At 29.1% G+C, this 13054-nt stretch carries 13 protein-coding genes and 1 pseudogene; 6 read left to right on the forward strand and 8 right to left on the reverse strand.

Features of this window, described 5'->3' with window-relative positions:
* Window positions 1-108: 108 nt before the first annotated feature.
* Window positions 109-1527, forward strand: a complete 1419-nt coding sequence (locus CD135_RS13365) for a DUF6056 family protein (protein WP_338107654.1) — start codon at window positions 109-111, stop codon at window positions 1525-1527.
* A gap of 83 nt (window positions 1528-1610) precedes the next feature.
* Here CD135_RS13365 and CD135_RS11375 read toward each other — a convergent pair whose 3' ends face one another.
* The 3 genes from CD135_RS11375 to CD135_RS11385 all read right to left on the reverse strand — a co-directional run bounded on the left by CD135_RS11375 (window position 1611) and on the right by CD135_RS11385 (window position 4610).
* On the reverse strand, window positions 1611-2663 hold the full coding sequence (locus CD135_RS11375) for a glycosyltransferase family 2 protein (RefSeq protein ID WP_016999631.1): 1053 nt from the start codon (window positions 2661-2663) through the stop codon (window positions 1611-1613).
* A gap of 4 nt (window positions 2664-2667) precedes the next feature.
* Entirely contained in the window at window positions 2668-3723 is a 1056-nt protein-coding gene (locus CD135_RS11380) for a CDP-glycerol glycerophosphotransferase family protein (protein WP_070045536.1), read from the reverse strand.
* A gap of 83 nt (window positions 3724-3806) precedes the next feature.
* Entirely contained in the window at window positions 3807-4610 is an 804-nt protein-coding gene (locus tag CD135_RS11385) for an ABC transporter permease (RefSeq protein ID WP_016999630.1), read from the reverse strand.
* Between the two features lie 204 nt (window positions 4611-4814).
* Between CD135_RS11385 and tagH the strand changes: the two genes are divergently transcribed.
* Window positions 4815-5609 (forward strand): teichoic acids export ABC transporter ATP-binding subunit TagH, encoded by a 795-nt coding sequence (tagH, locus tag CD135_RS11390; protein WP_016999629.1) that lies wholly within the window; start codon window positions 4815-4817, stop codon window positions 5607-5609.
* A 194-nt stretch (window positions 5610-5803) separates the two neighbouring features.
* On the opposite strand, the gene CD135_RS11395 is transcribed toward tagH, so the two are convergent.
* The 5 genes from CD135_RS11395 to CD135_RS11415 all read right to left on the reverse strand — a co-directional run bounded on the left by CD135_RS11395 (window position 5804) and on the right by CD135_RS11415 (window position 9872).
* Entirely contained in the window at window positions 5804-6055 is a 252-nt protein-coding gene (locus tag CD135_RS11395; RefSeq protein WP_070045535.1) for a hypothetical protein, read from the reverse strand.
* Window positions 6055-6426: a hypothetical protein gene (locus CD135_RS11400; RefSeq protein ID WP_070045533.1), complete on the reverse strand. Its 372-nt coding sequence runs from the start codon at window positions 6424-6426 to the stop codon at window positions 6055-6057. Before CD135_RS11400 ends, CD135_RS11395 begins: the two co-directional genes overlap by 1 nt.
* Window positions 6389-7537: a thiolase family protein gene (locus CD135_RS11405; RefSeq protein ID WP_070045532.1), complete on the reverse strand. Its 1149-nt coding sequence runs from the start codon at window positions 7535-7537 to the stop codon at window positions 6389-6391. Before CD135_RS11405 ends, CD135_RS11400 begins: the two co-directional genes overlap by 38 nt.
* Window positions 7519-8889, reverse strand: coding sequence for an AMP-binding protein (locus CD135_RS11410; protein ID WP_103269496.1), 1371 nt, complete (start codon window positions 8887-8889; stop codon window positions 7519-7521). The genes CD135_RS11405 and CD135_RS11410 overlap by 19 nt, the downstream gene beginning before the upstream one ends.
* A 134-nt stretch (window positions 8890-9023) precedes the next feature.
* Window positions 9024-9872, reverse strand: coding sequence for a WecB/TagA/CpsF family glycosyltransferase (locus tag CD135_RS11415; protein WP_016999624.1), 849 nt, complete (start codon window positions 9870-9872; stop codon window positions 9024-9026).
* A 189-nt stretch (window positions 9873-10061) separates the two neighbouring features.
* Here CD135_RS11415 and CD135_RS11420 point away from each other — a divergent pair, with 189 nt between their 5' ends.
* The 4 genes and pseudogenes from CD135_RS11420 to CD135_RS11435 all read left to right on the forward strand — a co-directional run.
* Complete coding sequence (locus tag CD135_RS11420; RefSeq protein WP_103269497.1) at window positions 10062-11363, forward strand: LCP family protein; 1302 nt, start codon at window positions 10062-10064, stop codon at window positions 11361-11363.
* A 15-nt stretch (window positions 11364-11378) separates the two neighbouring features.
* Window positions 11379-11852 (forward strand): DUF2538 family protein, encoded by a 474-nt coding sequence (locus CD135_RS11425; protein ID WP_016999622.1) that lies wholly within the window; start codon window positions 11379-11381, stop codon window positions 11850-11852.
* A 136-nt stretch (window positions 11853-11988) separates the two neighbouring features.
* Window positions 11989-12411 carry a GNAT family N-acetyltransferase gene (locus tag CD135_RS11430; RefSeq protein ID WP_064205002.1) on the forward strand — a complete coding sequence of 141 codons (423 nt, stop codon included), beginning with the start codon at window positions 11989-11991 and terminating at the stop codon, window positions 12409-12411.
* A gap of 127 nt (window positions 12412-12538) precedes the next feature.
* Window positions 12539-13054 (forward strand): annotated as a pseudogene (locus CD135_RS11435) (hypothetical protein); the annotation flags it as partial.

Genomic DNA, 13054 nt, shown 5'->3' on the forward strand with positions numbered 1-13054 from the left:
ATTTATAACAATACCTATAACCTTTTTGTTATCAAAAAGAATTTTAAAAGATTAAATAACATCATATTAAGGAGTAAGTAACATGTATACAAAATTAAATAAAGATTTATATATTTATTTATCACTTTTTGTTTTTTTCTAATAATGAGCACTCTCATTCCATTAACTGGAGATGATTGGACATGGAAATCATATCTAGGAATGGAGAGGTTAAAATCTTTTTTCGAAAATTATAATGGACGTTACATAAGTAATATATTAGAAATAATCTTTGTTAGATTTACTTTAGTTAGAATATTGGGCATGGCAATTTGTTCATCACTCTTCATAATTTTTATGTATAAAATTTCAACTAATAAAAAGAACCCATTATTTATATTCTATATATTATTTTTAGTATTATTAATACCTTTATCAGTATTCAGCCAAACTTTAGGTTGGACTGCTGGATACGTTAATTATGTAATTTCTGTGACCATATTACTTTATTTTATAAGCTTATATAAACAGAAGAAATATATAAAACTAAATTACTTAAATATCATTTTATATTTTCTATTTAGTGTTATAGCTATGTTGATTGTAGAACATGTTACTTTATATTTACTTTTGATTAGTTTTCTTATAAATATATATTATTACTTAAAAAACAAAAAACTAAATATATTATATTTTGTTATTTTTATTGGTCATCTAGTTGGATTCATTATTATGTTTACTAATGGAGCGTATATATCAACACTTACGGGAAAGAATGATTACCAACAACTCAATAATCACGACAATATTATTATCAGTGCAATTAAAGTATTTAATAACGAAATGACATTGTATTTATTTACGCATAACGTATTATTAATATCGATATTAACTATACTTTGTATTTCAATCACTATTTTGTTAAGTAAACACAAAAATATTAATATCTTACTTTGTAGTGTATTCATTATTTCGATAATCGTTAGTATATTTTTCAACCAATTCAAAAATATAAATTCATTAAATAATATCATTCCATCCACACTATTAATATGCTCATTAAGCTCTTTAATTATTTTTATTGTTATTAACTTTAAAGGTACTTTGTATTACACCCGATTGTTGTTCTATGTTTTTAGTATGATTATATTAACTCTTCCATTTTTGGTTATATCACCATATGGTGGTAGATGTGCATTTGCAAGTCTTATTTTCTTAATCATGATTATTATAGAAATGTCACAATTTCTTTTAGATTTACTAGGACATAAAGGTTTACATATTCGTATTCATAAATACGTAATCACATCTTTGATGGTTTTAATAATCTTACTTTACATCATACCGTTATCGTTTAATAAGTACACTGAAATTAGTAGAGATAACTATTTAAATAATTTAGATAAATTTGAAAAAGTTATAAAAATAGAACAGATACCTTTTCAGTCATATCACCATACGCCCGATCCTATCGAAGGTATATATATGACTAAATTTTATAAAACTTTACACGGTGTACCAGAAGAAACAAAATTATTACCGAAATAAAATTAAAAAGGTTTCAAAATTAAATTTGTACATAAAAACACCCAATCCGTTTAATTAACTATGGAATGGGTGTTTTTAGAATTTTAATGAGCTGATTTACTATTTTTATTTTTCAAATCTCTTAATGTCATTTTAGTTTTTAATTTTATTGCTTTCATTTGGTAACTTCTGTATGTTTTTTTAGTATGATACATGTTTAATGCTCTAGATATACTAACAAATTTGTTATGTCCTACATGAGTAGATATTGCTAATACTATGTCTTTTAATTTCTCTTTGTGCTCGTTATCTACATCTTTAATCACTTTTAAATAATTGGTCGCTGCATCAAGTAAACTATTTAAATTCTCTGTTTTTAAGTAATTATTTCTGATTAAGAAATATATGATTAGATAATCCATTCTATAACTATAATATTGGGATACATTATCCTCTAAATTCTTTAATATATTTAGAGTTCTTTTTCTCACTTTAGTTGCATCATTTAAATACTTATCTATATTTTTATAACTTGTTGCTACGATTGAATCTTCATTTCCAATATTATATAAATAAGTTAATTCATCTATAATTGTTATCTTACTATTAGCCCAAGCTGTTAAATTAAATGTATGTTCCTCACAAAATGTGATATCTTCATCAAATCTTATATTTTCTAATACTTTCTTTTTATATAATTTGCCATATGGACCTATAGATTGAATAACTTCTGGAGAATGATTTAAATCTGTATCTGAGATTGGCTTCAAGTCATTAAATGTTTTAATAGGTCGTACTTCTTCACCTACTAGATGTGATATTTGCCCAACGACAATATCAGTATTATTTGCTTCTATTGCTTCCACCATTTTATCTATGATGCCCTCACCTAACTTATCATCAGCATCACAAAACATAATGTATTCGCCAGTCGCTATACTTATACCTTCATTTCTTGTCGCTGCAGCACCTTTATTTTCTCTATTTAACAGGACAATATTATCTTGAGATAAATCACTTATTACTTCTGCACTTTTATCTTTAGAACCATCATTAATACAAATAATTTCATGGTCATATGTACTGGAAATAGATGCTATTGTTTCTTTTATTGTATTTTCAGCGTTGTAAACAGGGATAATAATACTTACTTTCATAACATCATTCATCCTTTTGTATAAAATTTATTAACTTTTCAGTTGCATTAAACTCTGTATATTTGTGCCACATTGGTTTTATATCTTTATTTATTTTGTTTTGATTTACAAGTTCGAACAATTCGTCTTCATTAAATGTTTTGTTCATCTTTGTCATTTCATAATAATATTCATTTAAACCTCTTTTTTCATTATACATATCTTCATCATAACTATAAAAAATAATTGGTTTATCTAATAAAGAAGCTTCTACACTTAAAGAACTATAGTCTGTAATAATTAGATCAGCTATTTCAACTAAAGTTTGGATATCTCGACTGTCTGATTTCTCACTATTTATACTAGGATGTAGTTTAGTGATTAATTGATATTCAGGACACGCTTGTTCAAATGCTTGTTTATTTATAGTTACAATTTCATCTGTATAATCTCTGTATGTTGGAACATATAACGCTATCTTTTTATCTTGTTTAGGTCTCGTTATTTTATGCTTATATTGATCTAATCTTGGTAAACCAAATGGTAACATTTGCGATTCTTTAGCACCAAGGCTTCTTATAAATATATCTTTCATGATATCTGAGCTAACTAAATAATAATCTGTAAATTGATAAACGGATAAATAATTTTTAATTTGTCGTTTATTATTTTGATTAATACTTTTGTCTTCAAGCCCAAATGTTTTTAGAGCTCCAGCTGCATGCCATGTTTGAATAATTTTTTGGTTTTTATTTTTTTTAATTCCGCCTAATAATAAATAATATGTATCGATAATTACTGTTTTACTACTTTTAATAGCTTTAATTTGTTGATATAAGTATTTATTTTTCAAATTAATTACATTTTCAACATCTATTGATTCTACTTCTTTCATCCATCTTGGATGTGCAATAATCGTTATTTTATAATTTTCTTGCTTCAATGCTTTAATAATCGGTAAAACGTCTTCTTTAAATGTCATAAAAACGACCACATGGTCTTGCTTAATTTTATGATTAATAAGCTTATCCAAGCCATATAATAAATACAAATATATTTGTTTAATGATATTTCTTAACATAGTTACACAACCTACCTAACTTAAGTTGAATTTATAAAATAAGGATTACTCATTTGAGCAATCCTTATTTGAATTATTTAGATTTAAATAAAGTCAGCAAACCTTTGTCTGAATTTAACATGTAGTATCGATCCAATTACAAAGAATAAAGCAATGACAGAGACATTATAAAGGGCTAGTCTCCAATGCTCAACTATGTACCAATAATCATATAATATTGCTGCTCTATATGCTTCAGCATAAAAATACACTGGGTTAAATTTCATTAACATTTCTACTATAGACCCTTTAGGAGGGACATATAATATCGGTGATAAATAAAATAACATTCTCAGAAGAGCTTGCATTGCCATTTGAGTATCTCGAATTAAAACTCCTAAAGTTGAAGTTAACATCGAAACTGAAAAAGCAAATGCATATACCATTGGTAAATAAATAAGTATTTGAAATAGATAAACAGAAGGGAATACCCCCGTTGTCATACAAATTAAAATAATAACTAAAACTAATATAATATGTCCATAGAACCTACTTGTTAGGATATAAGCAGGAATTGCTGATAAAGGGAAATTCATTTTTGCTACTTGGTTAAACTTTGTTCCTATAGATTTGGTTCCTTCAAGAATACCTTGGTTTACAAAGAACCACATACTAATACCTACTAATAGCCAAAATATAAATGGTATGCCGTCGACTGGTTCATTTTGACGTATACCGAAACCAAATGCAAACCAATAAACACCTATTTGTAGAACGGGATTAATTAATTCCCATGCTAAACCTAGATAATTATCATGGTTAGAAATTTTCAATTGGAATCGTGCTAACCTTTGAATTAAATAAAAGTTTTTAAAGTGTTCCTTTATCACTGTTAATACAGCTTGCATTAATATCACTCTCTCGCTTTTACATTTATAACCTAATCATAAATATAGCATCATTTTACGTTAGATGATATATTTATGATGGTCAATCACAGAATTATAGAACATATATAATTTACATTATTCTCACATAATTTACAATAAATTTACTAAAGCAATAAAATAATGCATAATAGTTATGTTACTAATTTTAAGGAATGGTTACAAATGAAAGAATCAGTAGTTATTAAAAACTTAACAAAAGAATATAAAATTTTCAGAACTAATAAAGAAAGATTACAAGACGTTTTTATCCCAAACTTTAAATCAAAACGCTTTTTTGCACTACAAGATATTACATTTACCGCGTATGAAGGTGATGTCATCGGTCTAGTCGGTATTAACGGCTCAGGTAAATCAACATTAAGTAATATTATTGGTGGTTCATTACAACCCACTGAAGGTAATATAGAACGTCACGGTGATGTTAATGTTATAGCTATCAATTCTGGTTTGAATGCACAATTAAATGGTATTGATAATATTGAATATAAGATGCTTTTATTAGGATTTACTAAAAAAGAAATAAAAAAACTAACACCTGAAATTATCGAATTCTCAGAACTAGGCGAGTTTATATACCAACCGGTCAAGAAATATTCTAGTGGTATGAAATCTAAGCTTGGTTTTGCAATAAACGTCACTGTTAATCCTGATATTCTTGTAATTGATGAAGCTTTATCAGTCGGAGATCAGACATTTACTAAGAAAAGTTTAGACAAAATGAATCAATTTAAAGAATCCGGAAAAACAATATTCTTTGTAAGTCATAATATTAACCAAGTTAAAGATTTCTGTACAAAAATAGCTTGGATTGAAGCCGGTGCATTAAGAGAATTTGGTACAGCCGAAGAAGTTCTTCCAAAATACCAAGCGTTTCTACAAGATTTTAATAAAAAATCGGCTAAAGATAAGAAAGCTTTTAAAGACGAATTAGATGCTACAAGATTTTACGTTAAATAAAAAGATTTCATACTCCCACCTTAATAGCAGAGACTGAGACATAAATGAATGCCTCAGTCTCTTTTGTTATATTGGAAGTAGCTGACTGGATTAAAAATGTACTTATCTCAAGTTTTTTCAACCCTAGTCATTCTTGGCAAGACAATTCTACGAAATCTTTTAAAAAAATTTTCTGTCCCGTCCCTACTTTTTTATTAACATTTCATTATTTCTATCTTTGTTACACCTTCACTATTTGAACATCTTATTAACGTTTCTTGTTCTTCTTTATATAACTTTTCATTTATTGAAATTGGTTGTTTATATTTTATTTTGAAACTATTCCATTCAACGTTATGTAATAGCCACTCACAAACAAGTTGTCCTGGAACAATTTCATCATGTACTGGGTTTGAATCCTCAATCAATTCTAAATAGTTTTGAACCATTCGATGATCAAACTTCATTAATATTCACTCTTTTCGACAAATGTTTGTTTTATTTTTAAATAAGTTGTTTTATCTTTTGAAATCATTAAGCAAAATGTATGCAGATTATATTTTTTTAATTGCTTTGAAGTCTCTTTATATAATGTTGCATTATATGGGATGTCTACTTTTAATCCTTTGTATGAATTAACTTCAGTTTCTCTTAATAAAATTTCCTTATTAATATAGCGACTAAATATTTTGAATTTAGGCCAAACTTTTGCAATATATAATGGTGGAACATAAAGACTATCCTCGTTTATATAAACTAACATTTTATAATTTTCTACATCTTTAAGATTAAACGAAACTTCAATCTTCTCTTTTCCATCGTTTAAATAATGTCGCATGTCCCATACCGCCTCCTATACCCATAGTAGCTATGGAATATTCCATTTGCTTCATATGATATAACCTCGTTACTAGTTGTGCTCCACTAGCTCCGTATGGATGTCCTATTGCCAATGCGCCACCATAAATATTAAATTTAATATCTGGAATATTTAACAACTCTTTTGATGCTAGTACTTGTGAGCTAAATGCTTCATTAAATTCAACGACATCAATATCTTTAATTGATAAATGTTCTCTTTTTAATAATTTTTCAACTGCTGGTACAGGTCCAATTCCTAACAAATTAGGATTCACGCCAGAAACAGCACTATTCACAAATTCTAAACCTTCTTTATAGCCTAATGAAATAGCTTTCTCTTTACTCATAATAAGCAGCAATACTGCGCCATCATTTTTCATACAACTATTACCTACTGAGACCGTCCCATTTTGAATAAATGGTTTTAATCTAGATAAAGTCTTTAAATTTAATCTAGGTTTTATACTTTCATCTTTATCAACAGTTTCATTTCTTACTTTTAGTGGTAAGATTTCTTGTAATAAATGTCCTTGTTTAATAGCCTGCAAAGTCTTTTGATGGCTACTATAAGCATACTCGTCTTGAGATTTTCGAGATACATTATATACTTGTGCAACATTTTCAGCCGCTTCAATCATAGAAGGATCGGATCCTTCTGATGCAAATGAAGCTCGCTCATAAAACTGTGGAGGTTCAGTTTCATATATTGATTGTGGTCGTTTTATTCTCCAAGGAGCTCTACTCGTACTTTCAACACCTCCAGCTATATATACTTCACCAGCATTTGCTTGAACCATCCTACAAGCATATGTAACAGCTTCTAATCCCGAGCCACATTGTCTATCTACCGTTACCCCCGGTATATGTTGTGATAGTTTAGCTTCTAATAAAGATTTTCTAGCTATATTTCCACCGTTCCCTATCACATTTCCCAAAACAACCTCTTCTAAGTACTCTATTGCTTCATTATGATTATCTTTCAAATAATTATAGAGTGGTTGTAATAATTCTTCAGGTTCCAAATGTTTAAGAATGCCGCCATATTTTCCAAAAGGAGTCCTTTTTGCTTCTACAATAACTGCTTCCATTTTGCACCGCCTTCTTTATAAGCCTCTTCTATCAAATTCCTAGCTATTTTATGACTAGATGTATATAAGAATTTTTGAATTTTAATGAGTTTTGATGGAATTTCATATCGGTTTAAACCTATGCTTAGTAATGTACGTTTCAATTCCACATGAGAAAGAAATGTACTTCCTTTATATAACAAAACCGCTATTTCACCAAATTTATTATGTTTCTCACTTAAAATCATTACCTCATCAATACCATCTAATTTAACTAGTTCTTGTTCTATGATTTCTGGGTAGATGTTTCTTCCTCCTATAATTAACCGATTGCTTTCTCTACCGTATAAGTATAGTTCTCCGTTTTCAGAGAGAGAAGCCCAGTCACCAACCTTCACCCAATTTACTTCTATATTATCATCTAAATATCCGCTAAAAGTCATATCACTTTTAACGTACAATTTACCTATATTATTTTGATCTTTATCCTTTAATTTTACTTTCACGCTTGGAAATAAATAGCCTACTGAATTATATGCTGCTTTACCATCTATATTATAACTAATAAAACTAGCTTCAGAACTTCCAAAAAACTCAATTAATTTAATTTCAGGATATATTTCTTTAAATTTGTTGAACATTGGAAGAGAAAGTTTAGAACCAGAAGTAAATATAGTCTCAACTTTATTTAATTTTAGATTATGATTCATCATACTGTGTAACATTGTAGGTACTATAAACATTGCTTTTGAATCTGTATTTTGTTGTAATACTTTTGACAAAGATAACGTATCAAATTGTACCTGCCCAATAAACGCTCTACCAGTACATAGTGCATAAATCATAACATATAAAGATAATGAATGAGCATGAGGTCCTGGCGCAACTAACACATCGATATTATTATCAATTAACATATCATTGTATTCAAAAGATTTAACCCACGATTCATGATTTCTTAAATATGCTTTAGGTAATCCTGTTGTTCCTGAGGTAAATCCAATATGCAATATATTTTCTAGTTTATCTTTAAGTGGCATATTATATTTAAATACATTTGATTTATTATTGATCAATCCATCAAGGTTATATTCCTCGATTAAGCAATCCAATTTATCTTTGTTTAAATGAGGGTCAATTACACACGGTATTTGTTTATTGATTAAAATAGCAACATACCACTTTATAAATGATATTGGATTTTCTATAGCAATACCTATTTTCGCATTATTAGGAAATTGTTTTAATTTATAAACTAAATGATGTGAATCTTGCCATAATTTTTGATAGCTCACTTGGTCATTTCCAACAATCATAGCTGCATGTTTACTCTTGTTTACTACTTGTCTCTCAATTAATGATAATATATTCATAAAAGTGACTCACTTTCTAATTAAGTTAGTTTTATTTTATCACTTTCAAAAATAAATAATAAAAAATACCTTGTTATAAATTAAACTAATTAAATAGCTAATTCATATAACAAGGTATCTAAAATCACTTTGATTTATCTCGTCTTCATATAATCATGCTTGCCTTTCTTAGGCACTATACGTTTTTGAATTTGAACTTCTTTCATAAAGAGTGGTATTTTCATCGCACGTTCAACTCGTTTTAAATCTGTAATAATACGATATAACCATTCTAAGTTAAGTTTTTGAAAGACTTCAGGAGCACGTTTAACGTTACCACTAATAACATCAAATGAACCTCCTACACCCATCATAACTGTGTGTTCAAAATGGTGACGGTTGTAATAAATCCAATCTTCTTGTTTAGGGAAGCCCATTGCAACAAAAATAAAATCAGGATTGAATTTTTTTACTTTCTTCGTTACTTTATAATCTAATACATGTTTATAACCATGTTTATGATCAAATGTAATGTTAGGATATTGTTCTTCTAATATCTTTCTTGTTTCTTTAACGCCTTCTTTTGAAGAGCCGAGTAAGAACACCTTCTTACTACTAGCATTTGCGATATTCAACATTTCTTCCATTAATTCAATACCAGGTACGCGTTCTTTTAATGGTGTTTTTAAATATTTGGCAGCTTTCACAATACCAATACCATCTGGAACAATATAGTCTGCATGTTTAATGCGTCTTTGGTAATGGTTATTGTTATATGCATAGTGAGCAATCTCTGGATTTGCAGTTACGATAAAGAGATTATCAAATGTATCTTGATTGATAAAATATTTCACACGATCTAATATTTCATTTGCCGTTAGGTTTGCAAATGGCAAACCAAGCACATTAATCGTTTGTGGTTTTATAACATCGTAAGTATTATCTTTATTCAGTACTATTTGCTCACTCGCTCTACTTAAATCTTTTTCAAGCACTTTTGCCATTTGTCTCACCTCACATTCTTCACTATAATTTACACCATTTCCATAAATTTTACAACAATTTAACATTACAACAATTGGTTTCAATAAACATAATTCATTTAAATTGTTGAATTTTACTTGTAAAATCGAGTATGATGTATAATATGCAAAAATAAATAAAGACTACAGACAGAAGGGTATATATATAATATGAAGAGATTCGCAAAAATAGGCTTAATTTTAATGTCAGTCGTTCTTATGATTTTACCTGTTGTATTCGGCCTAATGCTTTATCTTGAAACTAGAGGTGCTATTAATGATTCGTTCCTAGAATCCAATAAAAGCAAATCTTCTTTAAGAGATAAACCAGTAGATCCTAGTTTAGATCATATATCAGTATTATTTTTAGGTGTCGATGATAGCTCATCAAGACGTGAAGGCGGCCAAAAAGCTAATCAATCACGCACAGATGCTATGATTTATACAACATTTAATAGAGATAAAAAACAAATTAGAATGGTCAGTATTCCAAGAGATACGTTGAGTTATGTCCCAGCAGTGAAATATTATGACAAAATCACACATGCTCATGCTATTGACGGTCCTGAAGGTTCAATGGATAGTGTAGAATCAACTTTAAATGTTCCTGTTGATTACTACGCGAGAATAAATATGGAAGCATTCGTTGAAGTAATAGACGAACTTGGCGGTGTAGAATTTAATGTGCCATTTGATTTAAATGAACCTAACACGGAGGATAAAGGTAGAATTAAAGTCAAAAAAGGTAAACATAACCTAAGCGGTGATGAAGCACTAGCTGTTGTCCGTTCTAGAAAACAAGATTCAGATTTAGAACGTGGTAAACGTCAAATGGAAATGATTAAAGCAATCATTAGAAAAGCGCAAGAAACAAATTCTATTAATAAATTAGATGACTTAGTGAAAATAGTTGGTAAAAATGCTAAACATAATTTCTCTTTCAAAGATATTCAAAATTTAGCAACAACTTATTCATCTAGTAAAGTTAAAATCAAATCTGAACAACTAGTTGGTACAGATTCTAATGTGAATGGTGTTTATTTCTTCAACCCAGATTTAGATAATTTAGTTAAACTCTCAAATAAATTGAGAAAAGACTTAAAATTGTCAACTACTAAGAAAACAGATTTTATGAATTATCTCATGATTCAAGCGTATGGTGATTTGATGCCGTATGTTGAAGTTACTAAAAAGCAATTACAAGACGGTACAGCCGATACAGATGGTAATGATACCGTTGAACCTGCTGTAGAACCGGCACCTGAAGAGTCTGTAGAACAACCACCACAAGAGCAGGAACAACAAGTACCACAACAAGAAGCAGTACCAGATCAAAATGTTCCTTCCAATGATGCACCTGCACAAGAACAGGAACAACAAGTACCACAGCAGAATGCACCAGCTCAGGAAGCTCCAGCTCAAAATAATCAAGGATTTAATCAAAGTGCAGAACCTAGCCCAGACCAATATTAAGAAAGGAGGCATAATATGACAAAGCGAAAAACATACGAAAAATATGAACAAATCAATAAAATGTTCGATGCATTAGAAAATCAAATTGTTCATGCGGGAGATTTATCACACTTCAGAAAAAATCTATATTTCGTTAATCATGAACATCGGGAAAATTATGAAGCTTTAATAGTTTATTATAGTCAAGCTGAAAATGACCCTGTTGTTGATGGCGCATGTTATGTCATTGCGATACCAGAAATATTTAATGTCATCAATATTTTTGAAAATCCACTTCCTTTTTCATGGGTGTATACAGAAACAGGCTTAACTGAAGAAATGCAATCACTAAGTGTGCACTTACAATACCTTGTAGCAGCAGCACTTGAAACAAGTCAAATTCAAATTTTTACACCAAGCGGCTATACAATGGGTGTAACAAATTGGAACATTCACCAACTAAGACTTTTTTGGCAATATACAGCTATCGTCAGAAGAGAAGCATTATAAATATAGATAAAGTTCGGAAATCTCTTTCCTTACAAAAAGCTCACAATCCACTGTTTTTCAACAATTGGATTATGAGCTTTTTTTTATATTTCATTTTAATGTATAATAAATCCATTCACTTTTAGGAGGAAATATTATGATAAAAATAGTTGAAAATGATAAAGAGAAAAATGATGCGCTTAACATTAGAAAAGAAGTTTTTGTAAAAGAACAAGGTGTAGCTTTAGAAGCTGAAATAGATAAATTTGAAGATATAGCTAAACACGTTATTCTATATCATGAAAACCAACCTGCTGCTGTTGGTAGATATAGAGCATATGAAGATGGCTTAGCTAAAGTAGAACGAGTAGCAGTGTTAAAACCATTTAGAAGTTTCGGTTACGGCAAAGATGTGATGAATTTTATAAATGAAAAAGCAAAAGAAGATGGTTTCATTGGAACAGCATTAAATGGACAATCACATGCTAAAGTATTTTATGAAAAATTAGGATATAAAGCTGAAGGCGAGGAATTTTTAGAAGAAAACATCCCCCACTTTTACATGAAAAAGCTTTTTTAAGTTATAAAAATTATTAATACAAAATATTAAAGTTAGATTACAAATCTGTATTTTTAGGATTATTTCTTCTAATAACCTTTATACTTAGTATTAAATAATATAATACCTATTTCAAAGGAGATTGTATATGGATAAAAAATTCTATTATAAGACACCCGCAATTGTTGCCATGACGTTAGCAGGTACGACACTTGTAACTCACCAAGTTAATGCCGAAGAAACAAAGAGCAATAAAGATTCGAACATCATTGAACAACACGATAATGCAAATCAAATTCAGAAAGAAAAACAAGAATTACAAAACCAATCTTTAAATATTTCTGGTAGTAAAGAATACAAAGACCCATCAATTATTGATGACGTTGAAACTACAGAACAACAAACTTCAAATGAGACTACACAAGAAAATAATTATTCCAATGTAGCTAATAATTCTATTGAAAATTCTAGCAATCAAGAAAAGGCTCAAGATGACGCTACATCTGATAATGTTTCTGCTGAAGATAATACATCTGACGTAGAGCAAGCGGAAGATGACAATGCTCCTGATGACACTACATCTGATAATGTCACTGCTGAAGACAATTCTTCTGACGTAGAACAAGACTCTGATGTTAATGCTAATGATCAAGAGCAAGCGGAA

This window comes from Mammaliicoccus lentus (assembly GCF_002902755.1).
Classification (GTDB): domain Bacteria; phylum Bacillota; class Bacilli; order Staphylococcales; family Staphylococcaceae; genus Mammaliicoccus; species Mammaliicoccus lentus.